Genomic DNA, 18484 nt, shown 5'->3' with positions numbered 1-18484 from the left:
GCAGAGCATGGTAGTTATACGTAAATGACTTTCCTTATATGATAACGCCGAGCGGTGGAATACGATTGTTCTTGTGCACTTAGCATGTGAAGAGTAATATATGTGTATCAATGAATACCTGGATTGGGTGGTGCTGCAAATGGAGAGATTTTAATGCTTACTACAGTCCTTATCCCAAATATGGTCATGCAACCTGTATACCCTCGATCAAATCCGTGCACCCTGGAAAAACTGTGGAGAAAAGCCAACCCTAGGAAAATTTCATTTTCTCCTTCCCCCTTCTACACATCTCCGTCCGTGGGAATATTCGCGTTGGATGGTTTTTCTCAGGATAGCGAAGGCGAGAATGAAACAAAATATGAAGAAGATGACCCTGACAGCAACACCAAGGAAAAGCAAAAATCACCAACTCTAGCAAAAATGATTTTTATCCCATCAAAAAATGCCGGCATTTGGTCATCCAAACGAGTAATCATCGCTCCACATTCCCTACTTACTGGTACTATAAGAATTGATAACACTCTATCAATCACCGCGGAGTCAATAGCATCATCTTTCTTTGTCCTCGGATTGTCTGCTCTCAGAATTGCCGAAAATAACAGAGTATCCTTGTTCATCAGTCACGACTCTTACGATGTGGCCACCGCAGCATTTGCTATCGCGCATTCGATGGCAATAGACTGCTCCCCACTGCCTACTTGCTTGTCTGAAAACATTTCTACGCTAACTTTTAACCAATTCATCAAATGACTCACACGCGGCGTCATAAGTCAATCTAAGCACCTCATCGTCGTTATGAGCCGCAGAAATAAATCCGGCTTCATAGGCAGATGGAGCAAAATAAACACCTCTCTTCAGCATGAGATGGAAAAACTTTCTAAAATCATCTTCATTACATGTCTTAACCTCATCCAGGGATGTAGGAACCGATGAACGGAAATATAATCCAAACATTCCCCCCGCACTCTGTCCTGAAAAATTCTTATAGCCAGCATCACTAGCAGCTTTAATCATCAAATCGACAAACCGCGATGCTGTTAACGATAAAACATCGAAAAAATCGGAGATGGAAAAAATCTTTTTCAAAGTAGATAAGCCAGCCGAAACAGCGCTTGGATTGCCTGACAAAGTACCAGCCTGATACACCGGACCTAAGGGGCTAAAATTTTTCATTATCTCATAGGAACCACCACAAGCAGCCAATGGATACCCACCTCCCACCACCTTACCAAGGGTAACAAGATCTGCCTCAACACCAAAAAAACCCTGGGCCCCTTTTTGGTGGGAACGAAAACCCGTCATTACCTCGTCAAAAATTAAGACGGAGCCATATTTAGTGCAAAGAGAACGCAAACACCGGACCCATTCCAACGAAGGAATAATAAGATTCATATTCCCAGCAATAGCCTCTACAATGCAACAGGCAATGCCCGAACCAAGACTATCGAATACGGTTTGTATCGCAGGAACATCATTATATGGCACAACTATAGTCTCTGATGAACACTTATCCGTCACACCTGCAGAACTAGGTGTACCAAAAGTTAGCAAACCGGAACCAGCACTAACCAGGAGACAATCCAAATGGCCATGGTAACACCCGGCAAACTTTATTATTAAATTTCTACCGGTATATCCGCGAGCCAACCTTACAGCAGCCATATTTGCTTCAGTTCCTGAATTGGTCAAACGAACCATCTCCATAGATGGAACGTAGGAACACAGAAACTCTGCCAACTCCACTTCTCTGACAGTAGGAGCACCAAAGGAAAACCCCTTCGCAACCACATCATTGACAGCACGCTGCACATCACAATCAGCATGCCCCAGAATCATTGCCCCCCAGGAACAAACGTAGTCAATGTACTCAACACCGTCTTCGCTCCACAGCCTACAACCCAGACCATGGTCAAAAAATAGTGGTTCACCACCAACCCCTTTAAACGCACGAACTGGAGAGTTAACTCCTCCCGGTATAACCTTTTGTGCCCTGACCCACAAGCTATCGTGTGTAATGAAAACACTCCTTCAACAAACAATACTGCCACATTGTATCTAAACACGATAGATCCTAATAAATCCAGCAATTCTACGCAATGACATAATCAAATCTTCATATCTATCAGGATCAGTCTCCCAAACTACGTGTACCACTAAAATATCACGATGCAAGCTAGAGAGCAGTTTTATCATCCTACCGGACTGACGAGCAAAAACATCCATAACTGATTTAATCCCATCCTTTGAGTCTAAAAGTTCTATTTTGAAGCTATAAAGCCATGATGACCCTATAGACCTCATAATTTGATTCCACTGAACAGTCACTGCTCGTTCTGGTCTTTTCTTTAAAATTCTCTGCAAATTAGGACAATCATTTCTATGAATAGAAATGCAATGATCTGATGTCACAAACCCCATCATTTCATCTGAAGGAATAGGGTGGCAACAATTAGATAAACGAGTTGACAACCCAGACACACCCATCACTGAAAAATCAGTCGATGATATAAATGGCAGTGATGACACATTTGGAGTGGAAACATCTGCCCCTAGGCTATCTCTACGCAAAGATCGCCACATTTTGGCAGATATATCTCCGTTGTACACAGCTCTATACAGGGATTTAACATCGACAAAACCAAATTTGGTGGCAACTTCCTCGACAGCAACACTGGAACATTTTATCTGCGCTATTTTTTTAGATAACATCTGTTTTCCTTTAAGGAAAACATCATCTTTAACATCATCAATTTGGTGAAGATACTGCCTAATTTTTGAACGCGCTCGATTGGTAACGGCATAAACCGGAGAACACCCTATCCAATCACGAGATGGCACACCATGCTTTGATGTCAGGATTTCAATCCGTTGTCCCGTATCCAAAGACGTATCCAACGGAACTATAGCTCCATTAACTTTTGCGCCCCTACAAGAATGTCCAATTTCGGTATGTAGTGAATATGCAAAATCAATAGGAGTAGCCCCCCTAGGCAACGCAACAACTTGTCCTTGTGGTGTAAAAACATATATCGTTTGATTCAATTGGGCACGTTGAGTACAATCTGCCCATGTTAGATTTTGGGCCAAATCATCGCGCCAAACTAGCAACCTCCTAAGCAACGATATCTTATAGTCATATGATGATACACTAGACCGTTCCTTATAGCGCCAGTGAGAAGCAACCCCAAGTTCTGCGTGTTGGTGCATGTCAAACGTTCTAATCTGAACCTCTAAATTTCTACCAGACATTACTTGAACAACAGTATGCAAAGATTGATATAAATTGCTCTTAGGCTGGAGAATATAATCATCAAATTCCTTAGGCAACGGAGCCCACAAGCCATGAACAATTCCTAGAACAACATAGCAATCACGAACTGACTGAACTAATATACGTATGGCATGTATATCATACAAATCTGAAAAACCAATATTTTTATAATTCATCTTATTGTATATGCTATATATGTTTTTAGGCCGTCCATAGATCTTGTGGTTGATATTTTCATCATCCAACGATGCACTTAAACTGTCCATGCATTGCTGAATAAACAATTCTCGTTCCTTACGTTTGGCACAGAGCTTCTGAACAATGGACTTATACAATTCTGGCTTATAAAATCTAAAAGCTAAATCCTCGAGCTCCCACTTAATACGGCAGACCCCAAGACGATTAGCCAGCGGAGCAAAAATGTTCAAAACTACTTGAGCGAATTGCTGATGAAAAGGACCCAACTCAACTGTCGTCAAATAACGCAATATCTGTAAATGAGATGACAATACAATAACTACAACCCTAATATCTTCTACTAGTGCCAATATCATTTGCCGAAAAGACTCAGCATTCATTCTTTGGCTACTATATATTTGTATATCTTCGTAACGAAAAAACTTAATACGAAAAACTTTTGCAACTCCTTTAAGCAAAGAAAAAGTATCAGGATCAACTAACTCACTCAATTTCTTCAAGGAAAGCTCATAGTCATCTGATAAAATCGGAATAAGGAACAAAAGGGAGGCATAAACAGATTCCTTCCCGAACCCTAGCTGGGAAATAATTGCAGAAACACCGTAGGCATGGTGCAGAGAATCCTCGCCGTGTGAAGGACAACACCTACCCGACAGAAAAGAACTCGCCAGACGCTCAATAGCCCTAAACGTTTCATGATCTTCATCAGATAATGAACTGAAGACCATCGACTGCAACATGTCAATATCAAAAAAACTCTTCTTCTTGTCTGCTACAACTGACATGATAATTATACTCCCTACTTTTCATCGGAAGATATCTGTAATACTATCTTGCCCACGGTTTCAGATCCCATAAGTTTCTCATGTGCTTCATTTGCTTGATTAAATTCAAATATGTGATTCAACCACACAGTATCTGGCAGTTGAAGCCCGGATTTCCACTGAGTATCGAGCCAGTTTCGTATAGTCCCAACCACGTCCTTGGGCTGAGACCTCATAGTGGCTCCACGCAGGGTTACCTGCTTAAGTAATATAGGGGCTAAACTAGCCTTAGACAACTGTGCTCCAGATAAAAAACCAACCATTAGCCAGGTCCCATTCATACCTATAACTCTGGAGTTAGCACTAAAAGTGGCCGCTCCTACAACATCAAAAATAACGTCCACTCCACCGTTACTGGCTTTAATTAAAGATTGATCCCAATCTTCTAGGTCACGGCAGAAAACGTTTTCCTTAGGCAAAATTGGTGAAATGTCAACCTTTTTGGCAGAACCAACTGTACCCCAAACAGATGATCCAACCCACTGGGACAACATAGCAGCAGCACGGCTCACATTAGCTAAAATACTATGGATAATGACACGATCACCTCTGGAGAGAGGCCGAATATAGTGTAAAAACAACGCAGCGGTAAACCATGCTTCAGGAATTCCAGCAGCAACCGACAGCAAAACTTCATCTGGAATAATCAAACAAGATCCAAGGAAACAAACCACATATTCAGAATACCCGCCCCCGTTAACCAAAGCACACACACGCTTACCAAGCAATTCTTTAGGAACATCATCCCCTACAGCATCAACAAAGCCAGAAACCTCCAAACCCAAAACTGGGTTAGCATTTTTTGGTGGACGATATAATCCCTGCAATTGGTAAACATCCGTACGATTTATCCCTGCATAAGCAACACGAATACGAAGTTGATGTTTTTGGGGATAAATTATTTCTGTTTTGGACAAGATCATTTTGCCCATCGACGAATGATTCACATACCACATAGAAATTTCCTTGTAGATTGTCTAGTATTGTTGGAATTAAATTTTGCCAGGTTAAAAGGAAAATGACTCAAAATAAAACTTTATTAATTATTACGGACCTAAATCCTACTCATGAAACCGGCCTGGGATTCGATCTTCGCATAACAACTCAGCAAAAATGCCACACCATAAGCGTTCTTACTGGAATTCACTCGGACAAACCAATCCTGCACTATTGCCTAGACACCTACCAGGTTCTTCAACAACTAGAACTTCTGAAAGATTGCAACATATGTGCTATAAGGCTGGGATTACTAAATTTTCAGGAGATAGGTCTACTGATAGGACAAAAGCTGCAGAAAATGTTTGCTGATGTACCTATCGTCATTGATGGACGTGCACTGATACCTAACGGGAAGAAGTTTCTTGACTCTCAAAAAGTCAGAAAATTTTGTCAATCTATTCTAAAAATGACACTTATTTTGGTCATAGATCAAGATAATCTTCCAAGCTTAGCAACTCACCTATGTCCTAATATAATTGAAACAAGCAAACAATTGGAGAAAATAATCCAGTATGGATGCAAATATTTGCTATTAATCAGCAATAGTGACAACAAGGCTACGTACAACCTATTTCATGATGGACAGTGTATTCAGATGTCTCAAAATAGCACTACCCGTATGTGTGAGCAGGAAATAGCAACAACCTTGTCATGTTGCATTGCGCAAGGCATTGATCCCATGCAATCGCTTCAGAGATTGTCAATTTACCCAGATTAAAGAACTGGATTACACAAAAACAAAACTACGTTACTGCTAAGTTACGTAGTTTGTGTGGTTAAGAAAAACCCAATCACTTTAGTGACATGACTTGGAAATGGCAGATGTAACCAAAATTGGTTACACCATCCTAAGCACCCACACCACGCCTAAAACTATACTCACATCCTCCCCTTGTCAAAAACACAGCAACATAACCTTAGAATATTCCTTTTACGGTACAAATATATTACTGTGCAAACACTCATCAATAGAATTGTGTTGAAAAATCTGCCATTTCTTAGCAAGGTACGTATTTCTGTCATAGTTTTTATGCTTGGAACTGCAGCTGCTTACGCAAACTTCTGCTTCTTTGAACATCAAGAAAAAATAAAAGTACGTATAGAAAGTCTACAAAGAATAAATGATTTCAAAAATCAAGTACGCCAACATTTAAGTAATCATTTTCACCTTATTACCTTCATAAAGAAATTTATTGAAACCTACAATCACTATCAATCTAAGGAAATAAAAAAAACTCTTCGCATTTATAATTACCAAAAAGACTTGACGGGACTAAATTCTGTATCTCTTTTCAAGAACAAACGTCTATCCTGGACCATACCATACCATCCCATCAATTTATCCTCCAAACAAAAAAACATTATAAACAATGCATTACTAAACGAAAAAGAGAAAGAACAAATACTAGCGCTTAACCCTCGTAATGGCCTAATAGCTGTCCTTTCTCCATTAAAAAAAAAAGGAACACTGGTAACTATATTTAGTCTAGACTCACTTCTTAATACAAACAGAGAAAATAACCCCGTATCAGTCGAAATAGATTTAGAAGATTCAAAAAACAAAAAAATTCTAGATTATTATCACCTAAAAGATGATGGATACTATACTTATGATTCCTACTTAAATATTGGAAAAAAATTTATTCTCCGTTTCTTTGTATTGCCCGTAGATAATAAAAATACTAGTTACTGGGTATTGATATTTGGAGTTTTAATTTCTTCCTTAGTTTCGTTACTAATTCACTCGATAACTAAAACAAAAAACATTGCAAAAAACATTGCAAAAAAAATAACTGACAAACTAAGAGTTAGTGAAGAAATACTCCGCGAGGCACAAGCTATTGCACACGTAGGAAACCTGGCAATATACTACAAAACTAATAAAGTTAGTTGGAGTGACGAAATGTTCTCCATATTTGGAATCAAACCACCCACTCCTCGCCTAGAAAACATATTAGAACTAGTAGACCCTGCTGATCGAGAAAAAGTACGAAAAGTTCTCACAAAAACAGAGGACACCAAAAAAGAAAAAACTTTTGATTTGGAATTTCGCATCATGCATACAGAAGAAAGTCGTTGGGTACGTGCAAAACTCCAATCTGTACATGATAAACATGGCAATGCAGAAGGATTAAAAGGAGTAATTCTTGATATAAGCGATTACAAAAAAATAGAGGAAAAAATTAAAAACTTTGCTTTCAAAGACTCTTTAACTGGATTACGCAATAGAGCTTGTATAGAAGACATAATAAATAAAACTATGAATAGCCCACTTACTCAGTGGCCAATAGGTATAATTTTCATTGATCTCGACAAATTCAAATCAATAAACGATTCCTTAGGACATACGGTAGGAGACATATTTCTAAAAACTATTGCTGAGAGATTATCAGAACTAAAAAGATCAGGGGATATTTTATCTAGACTAAATGGCGATGAATTCATACTGTTTATGACCCAGGTTGCCACTCCGGAAAGTGCTAAACACATAGCTGAACGTCTTCTTCTCTCCATAAGAAAACCAATCACAATTGAAGGTCGCGAATACCACATAACCGCAAGTATAGGGATTGCCTTCGCTGAAAAAAACATAGGATGCACCTCTATTCTAAGAAATGCCGATCTGGCAACAGTTAGAGCAAAAGATCTAGGTAGAAACATCATTCAATTTTACCTCCCCGAAATGTCTGAAATAGCGGCTAAAAAAGCAATCTTAGCGGAAGAAATACGAAGAGGAATAGCAAACGATGAATTCCTTATGTTCTATCAACCACGCATAGAACTAGAAAATCTAAGAATCGTAGGGGCAGAAGCATTGATGCGCTGGAACCATCCTAAAAAAGGAATTGTATCACCTAATGAATTCATAGAAGTAGCGGAAGAACAGGGCATTATAGAAGAGTTAGGAAAAGTATCGCTAGAAAAATCATGCTCAGAAGCGGCAAAATGGCGAATGGCAGGCCACCAAATATCCCTAGCAGTAAATATATCTGCGAAACAGTTCGCACCCAAATCATTGATTGAAACCATCACCAGTATTGTAGCATCAAAAAACTTGCCAACACATGCACTGGAGCTTGAAATAACAGAAAGCGCTGCCATGAAAAATCCAGAAGAAGCAACGGAGGCAATGAATAATATAAAATCTATCGGGGTATCAATAGCTTTAGACGATTTCGGCACGGGATATTCTTCCCTCGCTTATCTCAAGCGTTTCCCCCTGGATTTCATAAAAATTGATCAATCATTTGTCAGAGGACTACCAAATAACCAAGAAGACTGCGCCATTTCCAATGCTATATGTGCCTTAGGCCATTCACTCAAACTAAGAGTCATCGCTGAAGGGGTTGAGTCCATGGAGCAGGTAGCTCTCATGAAATCGTGGGCCGTCGATGAAATACAGGGATACATCATCTCCAAACCGCTACCTCTGGACGAATTTATGAATCTGCTAAAAACCGATTTTCGACCTGACGGTACTTGGATAAAGTTTGACGAGTACATGAAAAAATAGGACTAGACTATACTGTTACTAAAAGCGCAACTTATTTTCTTCTTTCCTAAAAAATCTGTAAATGTTGGCATGATGCTTGGCTATCACTAAAACGAGAGCACAGATATAGGATACGACTATAATGCCGGTCGGAAATTTGTTTGCCAAAAGAATGGCCATTAACATAAGACCAGACAAAGTCGATAAAAAGGAATAACGCGTAATAATTACCACAACAACCATTGCTAATGATCCTATAACAGCTGTCAAAGGATCAACTGCCATAGTTGCACCTACCATACAAGCAACTCCCTTTCCACCACTAAAAGAATTATATACAGAAAAAATATGCCCAATAACCACTCCCAATAGTAAAGCTGAAAGATCATACGGACATACCGCCACATTGCAATACGAGCAAACAGCCCTAGGAAGAACCATAACAAAATAAGATTTTGCTAAATCACCACATAGAGTTAGAGCAGCAACAAACTTGCTTACCCTAAAAACGTTGGTCGTACCAGCATTTAACGAACCGTAGGCCCTGGGATCAGGCAAACCGAATAATTCGCTTAATACAACAGCAAAGGAAAATGAACCTACTAAGTATGATATTGCAAAAAAAAACAATAGCTTCTGCGAGCAATCCATAAATATAATCTCCATTATTAGAAAATAATGAGACGAATACTACCTTAACATTCTATAATTGTAGACACCTCTACTACTATGGAACGAGATAATGTTTGTTCATCCCAACATAGACCCTGTTGCCCTACACTTAGGTCCAGTTAGAGTTTATTGGTACGGAATCATGTATTTTCTAGGGTTTCTGTGCTTCATGTTTTTATCTTATTACAGAAGAAAACTTCCTCATTATCAATGGGTAACCACTGAACTGATAGACACGATGGTATTGTACGGGGTTTTAGGTGTAATAATAGGCGGTCGATTAGGGGAAATAGTGTTGTACCGTCCGTTTTACTACTGGCATCACCCATACGAGATAATAAAAGTGTGGCATGGAGGAATGTCCTTCCATGGTGGACTAGCAGGTGTAGTCATTTCTGTACTTATCATGAGTTATAGACATAATCTCGAATTCATCAAAACAATAGAATTCGTTGCTCCATCAGTCATTCCCGGATATGCCATGGGAAGAATCGGCAACTTCATTAATTCCGAACTTGTAGGTCGCGCAACAGACGTACCTTGGGCAGTAATATTTCCACGCGTAGACGATATTCCCCGCCATCCATCACAAATTTACCAGGCAGGTATTGACGGTGTGCTCTTATTCATAATGATGTGGGTGTTTACACTGCGACCCCGCCCCAGATGTGCGACATCCGGTTTGTATCTCATAGGTTACTCCCTGACTAGATCATTCACAGAGATGTTCCGGGTGCCTGATGGAACTATGACGATAAAAAGCCTAGGAGTAACAATATCCATGGGGCAGTACTACTGTATCCCTCTGTTCATCTGCGGTGTTGGCATGCTATCTTACTCCTACTTGTCACAAAGCCGCTGTGGTGATTAATCACTGTGGTGACTGATCGCTGTGGTGATTAATCTTTCGGTTTGGCAAGTAACAGGCCCAACTCTAACAGCTGATCATCTTTAACCGTACTTGGAGACCCGGTTAGTAGGCATTGTGATTTTTGTGTTTTGGGAAAAGCTATAACATCCCTAATTGAATCCTCACCGCAAATCAAAGCAGAAATTCTATCTAGTCCGAAAGCAATCCCTCCATGTGGAGGAGCTCCGTTGCGCAGAACATTTAAGAAAAATCCAAACTTATCGTCAAATTCTTCCGAACTTAATCCCAATAGAGAAAACACTTTTTCCTGGGTGGAGGGTTTATGAATACGAATCGATCCTCCTCCTATCTCAGTACCATTCAGAACCAAATCATAGGCCTGAGCAATACATAAATCTGGAGTATCTAAATCTTCGTCTCTGGTCGGTGCTGTAAAAGGATGATGCAAAGATAACAAACGACCCGTATTGGGATCTCGATCAAATAGCGGAAAATCAATAACCCACAAAGGATACCAGCCATCACTCATCAATCCCTTATCCTTTGATACTTGTACCCTCAAAGCCCCCATTGCCCCACAAACTATATCACTACGATCGGCACCAAAAAACACCAAATCTCCATCAACAACACCAGATCTATCAATTAATATTCTAATGAAAGAATCGCTTAAATTTTTTACTATTGGCGACTGCAACCCCTCACGTGACCCGCTTGACAAAAACGAAGAAACATTATTAAACCGAATCCAAGCCAAACCCTTAGCACCAAATTGACTAACAAATCCTGTATATGAATCAATCTCACTGCGACTTAAAGCGGCCCGTGCCGGTACTCGCAAAGCAGAAACCAGACCTTTGTTCATATTAGCTGCCGAAGAAAAAACTTTGAAATCAACATTTTTTGATATATCTGTTAGCTCCGTCAAAACTAACGGCGATCGCAAATCAGGTTTATCTGATCCATACTTAGCCATAGCTTCTTGGTAACTAATAACAGGAAAAGAAGGTAGTTCAATATCAACTGAATTAAAAACTTGACGCACGCAAGATTCCATTAACTCACGAATCTTATCCTGAGAACAAAATGACATCTCAACATCAACTTGAGTAAATTCAGGCTGACGATCCGCACGTAAATCTTCATCACGAAAACACCTAGTTACCTGGTAGTATCGATCAAAACCAGCCACCATCAACATCTGTTTAAATAGTTGAGGTGATTGCGGTAAGGCAAAAAATTGTCCAGGATAAACTCGAGATGGAACCAAGTAATCGCGAGCACCCTCTGGAGTTGAACGCGTCAACAATGGAGTTTCAATTTCCATAAAACCATTTTGGTCAAAAAAAGATCGAAAAGAACGAGTAACTAAATATCGTGTCTTTAGATTGTTCTGCATAGTAGGACGACGCAAATCAACAACGCGATGACTAAGTCGGACAACATCTGAAACCTTGTCATCGAAATGAAATGGAGGAGTCAAGGAAAAATTAAAAATAGTCAACTGAGAAGCATGAACCTCCACAGATCCCGTTGCCAAATGAAGATTGACTGTTTCTGGCTCCCGACGAATCACTGTGCCCAAAATTCCCACAACACACTCGCCCCTCAAAGTACTAGCTTCTTCGAACAACTTCTCATCCTGCGGGTGAAAAACGACCTGAATCAACCCCTCACGATCACGTAAAGAAACGAACAAAACTCCACCATGATCACGCACACCATGCACCCAGCCGCACAATGAAATCGTTGATCCAACATCATCCAAAGACACAAGACCACAGTAATGAGATCGCACTCATACCTCCTTACAAACAAAGCTTTACAATACTACCTATTGCTTCATCAATTTTCTGGAGTTTCTGGATTAACAGAACCCATTGAAATAACGTGCTTAAGCGCCTGTTCAACACTTAGCGATAAAAAAACAACAGCTGAAGAGGGAACTATTAACATGTACCCAGATGTAGGATTAGGAGTTGTTGGAACAAATACATTCAAATACTCCACATCACCTCTATTCAAATGGCTAGTAACGAGAAAAGATGACTGCCCGGTTACAAAAGCAATCGACTTACTACCAAAGAAATCAACCAGCACAACTTGTCCAAAAGAACTATTAGAGTCAAGAAGTAAAGTATCACTCACTTGCTTCACATTCGAGTAAATACGACTAACTATAGGAATTTTACATATTATGGATTCTCCCCAATCCACAAGACGCCGACCAACATAATTTGAACCCAACACTCCTGTAAGAAAAAGCACAACGACACTAAACATAAAGCCTATACCTACAAATTTTGCTCCAAATATATGTGTAGGTTGCCAAGCCGCAGGAAGATATGAAATAAACCCATCCAGAGTCATAACCACAATCTTTATAATCCATACCGTTACAATGACTGGCGTCCAAATAAGCAATCCGGTAAAAAAAATTTTTTTTAGCTGCATAGTCATCCCATAAATCGGTACGTACTCGTAAAAAACTACTTCGAATCACTGTTTCCATCATGTTTGGAACTACTGCTTCCATCATGTTTAGAATCACTGCTTCCTTCCTGTTTAAAACCAATCGGAGCTACCACTGATGACGTGTCTTTATTCAACGTAGGTTTATTATTTTCACCCCCAGAACAAGATTTTAGCTCTGAGTTCTTGTCCGCAGCGGTAGCGGGCGCACGAAAATCCGTCGCATACCAACCAGATCCTTTCAAACTAAATGAAGGCGCAGAAATTCGACGACAATAACTTTTGCTCGAACAAGACGGACACTCAACGATATGAGGATCAGAAATTTTTTGCCAATGAGTACTCTCGTACCCACAACTTTTGCAATAATATGAGTAAGTAGGCATCGGGACACTGTAGAAGTTAAGAAACTTATATAGAATATAGCAGTCGATCCCATCAGTGAACAGGGAGAAGATACGAATAAAGATAACGCTTATCTACTAAAAACATTGCAACCCACCCCATTAACGCTAAGTAAGGACCAAACGGAATCTGCCAGTGGAAAAACCCACCCTCCGTCTGAGAACATCCTGGTTTGTGCGACAACAAGAAACATACCACGGAAAACCCCAAAGCAGCTATGCAAGATCCCAAAACTATCATCGGAATAGAGTGCCATCCCAACCAAGCCCCTAACGCACACATAAATTTGAAATCACCAAAACCGAAACCATGCTTTCTAGTCGTCAAGAAAAAAATCCAATAAACTGTCCATAAGCAATAGTATCCAACAACTGCTCCCCAGACAGCATCCCGCATGGAAACAAAAACAGAAAATTGACCAGCAACCAACCCCACCATAAGCAGAGGCCAAGTTATATCATCAGGCAAAAGCTGCGTATCAAAATCTATAAGTGCGGCTATGAGTAGGTAGAAACCAAAAATAATGGCAAACAAAAACCTAACAGTAAGTCCGAAGCGAAAAAAAGCCACGGACATGATCACAACTCCCAACAATTCCACAACCGGATAACGCAAAGAAATACTTTGCTTGCAGAAAAAACAACGCCCCCTAAGGAATATGTAGCTCAAGAGCGGCACATTCTGCCACCAGCTAATCTGGTGTAAACACTTAGGGCACTGAGAACGAGAAAACAAGCTCCAATCAGCCCTCTCCTCTGAAGACTTGCCCAACTTTAATAAGGAAACAGCTTCTTCACGCCAACCAGCCATCAATTGTTTAGGAAGCCTATAAACCACGGCATTAGTTAAACTACCAAGAATCAACCCCAAGATAACCACAAAAAACCAAATTACACCTACATCACAATGAATGTCTATCATACTTAAGAAACAGCCTCACCCATCTTGAATATCGGCATATACATAGCGGTAATAATAAAAGCCACAGTACCACCCAAGACAAAAATAATAATTGGCTCCAACAAAGAAGAAAGGTTCCTGACCATCACATCAACTTCTTCCTCATAAATATCCGCCACCTTATACAACATCTCCTCCAGTCGACCCGACTCTTCTCCGATGGTAACAAATTGGATCATCAATTCTGGAAATACGGTACATGTCCTCATAGCAACACTCAAAGACACCCCTGAACGAACTTGGCGTACAACATTAGAAGTATCCTCAAAAACCAAAATATTATCCGACGAACGACCACTAAATTCTAATGCATCTACCAAAGGCATACCTGCTTTCACCATAGTCGTCATAGTACGTGCCCATCGAGACAGGGTTGCTAAGGTAATAATGCTACCAACAATTGGTAATTTGGAAATTTTTCTATGAAAAGACCTCTGCATAGACTTGCTTCCTTTGTAAATTCTGAACACAACAAAGACAATTATCGCCAACGATACTACCAATTTCACTCCATGATTAATCAAGAAAGAAGAGGCATCGACAAGCATCTGGGTAAGAGCTGGCAACTCTGCTCCAACATTATCAAAAATCTCCTTAAAAGAAGGGATAACCCAAAGCATCATCATTATCACTACAGCCATTGCTATAGCCATAACGGATATTGGATAAATTAATGCCGTTTTTATTTGGGATCGCAATTTCATGGACTTTTCTAGGTACCCAGACAATCGATCCAGCAATTGGTCCAACATACCAGATTGCTCACCTGCAGCTACCATGCTTACAAATAAATCATCAAAAATTTCTGGGAATTTTTTCAGAGACTTGCTAAAGCTCGATCCTTTTCGCACTTCTTGAGCCAAGTTACTCACGACATCAGCCATAACCTTCTTCTTTTGAGCACTAGAGATCATATCCAAACTTTGCAATAGAGGAACCCCTGCTTTAAGCATAGTTGCCAACTGACTAGTAAAAGAAACTATGTCTGTTTTTTTTACCCTGCCGGAAGACCTATTTTCATTAACCAAAACAACAGAATTTACTGAATAACCTTGACTTTTTAGGTTATCTATCACCTCTGCTCGCGACGAACTCCTTAATTTCCCGGAAACAACCTCACCTGTTTTATCTTTTGCCTTCCACGAAAAAAGAAGACTCTTGGTAGACTTAGGGTTCGTAGCCATAATACCTGCCCATCTTAATTTTTAGGTTTTAAATATTAGTAGAGCTTAAAATTTCCTCTAGCGATGTTTCACCGCGAGCAACTTTAATCAACCCTGAACGACGTAAATCATTCACCCCATCCGCCCTAGCCTGTGCAGCAATCTCAGAAGATCCTCCGCCCTTCAAAATAATGCTCTCAATAGCAGAAGAAATTGGCATAACTTGGTAAACACCCGTCCTTCCTTTATAACCTGAGCCATCACATTGATCACAACCGTTAGGAGCATATAGATCTAAAGATGAAATCTCCGATTCAAAAAATCCCGCGGTCAGTAAAACATCATTTGGAATTTCAACTTGTTTACGACATTTACAAAGGCGTCTAACTAATCTTTGAGCTGTTATCATATGGACGGTTGCTACGATATTATAAGCAGGCACACCTATGTTAATTAACCTGGTTAAGGTACTGGGAGCATCATTAGTATGAAGAGTAGACAACACCAAGTGACCAGTCTGAGCAGCTTTAATGGCAACTTCAGCCGTATCAATATCCCTAATCTCACCAACCATAATGATATCAGGATCTTGGCGCAAAAAAGCTTTCAACGCTGAGGAAAAAGTTAACCCTATCTTAGAATTTACATTGACCTGATTGATCCCTTTGAGATTAATCTCAGCAGGATCTTCAGCCGTGGAGATGTTAACATCTTCTTTATTCAAAATATTAAGGCACGTATATAAAGAAACTGTCTTACCACTACCGGTAGGACCCGTGACCAAAACCATACCATATGGTCTCTGCACAGCGTTTAGTAATAAATCCTTTTGCTCAGGCTCATATCCTAGAGCTTCAATTCCCATCATGGCACTTGAGGAATCAAGGATACGAATCACTATTTTTTCACCATGTAATGTAGGCAATACACTTACACGAATATCCACTTCCTTAGAATCACTTAAACGAATCTTTGATCGACCATCCTGAGGCAAACGTTTTTCTGAGATATCCAACCTAGAAACTACTTTGATTCTCGATGAAATTGACTCTTTGACAGCAAAAGGCGGCGTAGCAACTTCTTTTAATACCCCATCAATACGAAATCTAACTCGATAAAACTGCTCGTAAGGTTCAAAATGAATATCCGAAACACCCTGCGAAATAGCATTAGTAATAACCTTTTGAATAAACCGAACAATTGGGGCTTCATCAACTTCAACAGATGCAGAGGAAATATCACCACTCTCAACACTAGAAGATTCAGATGAAACCTGAGAAAGCATAGCTATCTCTTCTTCATTTGAAACTACGGGACCAGAACTGCGAGCAACATTATCAAAAAAGACCTGTAATTTTTTGTACTCAACTACCACCACATACACACGATAGGTAGTTTGAAAAGATATATCCTTAATAAACTGATGATCGGTGGGATCATAAACTGCCAACAATAACTTCTTGTCTCTCACCATCAATGGATAACACTTTCTCTGATCTTGAAAGCACTGAAGGGAAAAAACTTCTTCCGACCCACTCTTATCAAAACTACCGATATCGAAAAGAGGGTATCCCAGAAGATTCGAAAGAAACAAAGCAACCCTTGGAGATGAAACAGCATTTGAAGACAAAACTTGCTCAATAAAGGAATTTCCGTTTTCATTGGCTTTCTTAGTAGCAGCCACCGCTTCTGATTGCTCAATAATACCGTTCTTAATAAAACTTTTAGCCAAACCAGATAATCCATCCATACATCACCATTTCTTCTTTTTTTACTTAACAAGTTGCATCACAACAAGTTTATGCTTCTCTTATCTACTCAATCGCAAATTCGCCTCAATCGCGCCAACCTGACATATTTATCTGAAACCTGAACTGTTTCGACAACAACATTACCAACACGTATAGAAACATCACCCTCAGGAAGCTCCATCAATTGGGACAAAATCCATCCGTTCAGGGTCTTCGCACCATCCAGAGGAAAAGACACCGACAGCCGCCGATTAATCTCTCTCAAGCGAACCGCGCCGTCCAGAATAACAGAATTATCATCGCCCCAAGTTACTGGCTGACCCAACGGCATGGGATTAACACTCAATTTACCGATAACTTCATCGACAATATCATCAGCGGTTATAATACCCAGCACTTCTCCATACTCATCCACAACTATAGCAAAACGCTCATGTCTTTCGATAAAAACCCGCAATTGCTCCAAAGCAGAATTACTTCCAGGAACAAAAATAGCTTTTACTGTCAAAGACCTAATTTCCTCTAAGCTTATGTCCATTCTTGGCCAAGAACCAAAAACTCTCTTAATGGACAAAACTCCAATTATTTCTTGATAATCATTGCTATACACAGGCATACGAGAATGACGCGCTGTAGCAATCTTTTCCATAATAGAATCTATAGGATGAGAAATATCAATGTCTTCAATATTCCTACGAGGAACCATTAAATCCTCAACCGTAACATCTCTTAGACTTGCCAAATTGAGCAACATGTCCCTGTGCTCAGATACAATAAGATTTGAATACTCCATCAGAAAAACCTTAAGCGCACCAACCTCCATCTTCTTGCTGCTATGTGAGTCTCTGAGATAACGCTTGAAAATTGGCAAATCAAACACGGATAAGAAACTTTTGGAAATCATTCTAGTTAAGTGAATAACAGGAAAAAATAATATGAAGAAAATACGAATAAATATACTGATTCTAACTGCAATATAGTTTGCAAAACGATTGCCTATAATCTTAGGAATAACCTCCGCAAACACCAAAATCAAAAAGGCAGAAAAAATCGTAGTTACACCTAAAACAGTCTCTCCTTGACCAAAAGCAGCAAGACTCAACTTAGCCATCAATGTTGCCACAGCTGCGTTTGCCAAATTATTTCCCAACAATATGGCACCCAACAAATAGTCAACCTGAGAAAGAAGCTTTAACGTACGAATAGCAGCCCTATTCCCTCTCTCAGACAAAGCCTCCAGCATGTACCGATTTACCGCCATCATGCTAGTTTCTGCCATAGAAAAAAAACCAGAAATCAGTATTAGGACAACAAGGAAAAAAACCTGCATCCCGTAGCAATTAGAGAACATGTCACTCTTCTGGAGATAGAACCGAGATCAAGATTTGAATCATCAGAAAAAAAC

15 protein-coding genes are annotated in these 18484 nt (G+C 39.8%); 4 read left to right on the top strand and 11 right to left on the bottom strand.

Annotated features, from left to right (window positions below):
- Positions 1–153: 153 nt before the first annotated feature.
- Positions 154–750, top strand: coding sequence for a hypothetical protein (locus Arg41_RS03040; protein WP_092342885.1), 597 nt, complete (start codon positions 154–156; stop codon positions 748–750).
- Here the strand turns inward: Arg41_RS03040 and hemL are convergent.
- From hemL to Arg41_RS03025, 3 genes are read right to left on the bottom strand one after another with little or no spacing between them, the layout of a single operon-like run.
- A complete protein-coding gene (gene hemL, locus Arg41_RS03035) occupies positions 724–2001 on the bottom strand; it encodes a glutamate-1-semialdehyde 2,1-aminomutase (protein ID WP_242641384.1) in 1278 nt (425 codons plus the stop codon). The genes Arg41_RS03040 and hemL overlap by 27 nt on opposite strands.
- Before the next feature lie 54 nt (positions 2002–2055).
- Positions 2056–4254, bottom strand: a complete 2199-nt coding sequence (locus Arg41_RS03030; protein ID WP_092342883.1) for a RelA/SpoT family protein — start codon at positions 4252–4254, stop codon at positions 2056–2058.
- 14 nt (positions 4255–4268) lie between these two features.
- Complete coding sequence (locus Arg41_RS03025) at positions 4269–5249, bottom strand: alcohol dehydrogenase catalytic domain-containing protein (RefSeq protein ID WP_092342882.1); 981 nt, start codon at positions 5247–5249, stop codon at positions 4269–4271.
- 62 nt (positions 5250–5311) lie between these two features.
- Here Arg41_RS03025 and Arg41_RS03020 point away from each other — a divergent pair, with 62 nt between their 5' ends.
- Entirely contained in the window at positions 5312–6010 is a 699-nt protein-coding gene (locus Arg41_RS03020) for a bifunctional hydroxymethylpyrimidine kinase/phosphomethylpyrimidine kinase (RefSeq protein WP_092342881.1), read from the top strand.
- A gap of 258 nt (positions 6011–6268) precedes the next feature.
- Positions 6269–8806: a bifunctional diguanylate cyclase/phosphodiesterase gene (locus tag Arg41_RS03015; RefSeq protein WP_172792659.1), complete on the top strand. Its 2538-nt coding sequence runs from the start codon at positions 6269–6271 to the stop codon at positions 8804–8806.
- Positions 8807–8824: 18 nt separating this feature from the next.
- On the opposite strand, the gene Arg41_RS03010 is transcribed toward Arg41_RS03015, so the two are convergent.
- On the bottom strand, positions 8825–9436 hold the full coding sequence (locus Arg41_RS03010; RefSeq protein ID WP_157722248.1) for a glycerol-3-phosphate acyltransferase: 612 nt from the start codon (positions 9434–9436) through the stop codon (positions 8825–8827).
- A gap of 91 nt (positions 9437–9527) precedes the next feature.
- On the opposite strand from Arg41_RS03010, the gene lgt reads away from it, so the two are divergent.
- On the top strand, positions 9528–10328 hold the full coding sequence (lgt, locus tag Arg41_RS03005; RefSeq protein ID WP_092342878.1) for a prolipoprotein diacylglyceryl transferase: 801 nt from the start codon (positions 9528–9530) through the stop codon (positions 10326–10328).
- Positions 10329–10356: 28 nt separating this feature from the next.
- On the opposite strand, the gene aspS is transcribed toward lgt, so the two are convergent.
- From aspS to Arg41_RS02970, 7 genes are all read right to left on the bottom strand, one after another.
- Positions 10357–12126 carry an aspartate--tRNA ligase gene (gene aspS / locus Arg41_RS03000; protein ID WP_092490460.1) on the bottom strand — a complete coding sequence of 590 codons (1770 nt, stop codon included), beginning with the start codon at positions 12124–12126 and terminating at the stop codon, positions 10357–10359.
- A 47-nt stretch (positions 12127–12173) separates the two neighbouring features.
- Positions 12174–12788, bottom strand: coding sequence for a DUF502 domain-containing protein (locus tag Arg41_RS02995; RefSeq protein WP_092342876.1), 615 nt, complete (start codon positions 12786–12788; stop codon positions 12174–12176).
- A gap of 29 nt (positions 12789–12817) precedes the next feature.
- On the bottom strand, positions 12818–13186 hold the full coding sequence (locus tag Arg41_RS02990; RefSeq protein WP_092342875.1) for an FmdB family zinc ribbon protein: 369 nt from the start codon (positions 13184–13186) through the stop codon (positions 12818–12820).
- Positions 13187–13238: 52 nt separating this feature from the next.
- Complete coding sequence (locus Arg41_RS02985; RefSeq protein WP_092342874.1) at positions 13239–14126, bottom strand: prepilin peptidase; 888 nt, start codon at positions 14124–14126, stop codon at positions 13239–13241.
- Positions 14127–14128: 2 nt separating this feature from the next.
- Complete coding sequence (locus Arg41_RS02980) at positions 14129–15349, bottom strand: type II secretion system F family protein (RefSeq protein ID WP_092342873.1); 1221 nt, start codon at positions 15347–15349, stop codon at positions 14129–14131.
- A gap of 28 nt (positions 15350–15377) precedes the next feature.
- Positions 15378–17078 carry a type IV-A pilus assembly ATPase PilB gene (gene pilB, locus Arg41_RS02975; protein ID WP_092342872.1) on the bottom strand — a complete coding sequence of 567 codons (1701 nt, stop codon included), beginning with the start codon at positions 17076–17078 and terminating at the stop codon, positions 15378–15380.
- Positions 17079–17146: 68 nt separating this feature from the next.
- A complete protein-coding gene (locus tag Arg41_RS02970) occupies positions 17147–18409 on the bottom strand; it encodes a CNNM domain-containing protein (protein WP_172792658.1) in 1263 nt (420 codons plus the stop codon).
- Between the last annotated feature and the right edge of the window lie 75 nt (positions 18410–18484).

It is taken from the genome of Candidatus Ichthyocystis hellenicum (genome assembly GCF_001460935.1).
Classification (GTDB): Bacteria; Pseudomonadota; Gammaproteobacteria; order Burkholderiales; family 2013Ark19i; genus Ichthyocystis; species Ichthyocystis hellenicum.
This window is presented reverse-complemented; position numbering and strand designations above follow the sequence as displayed.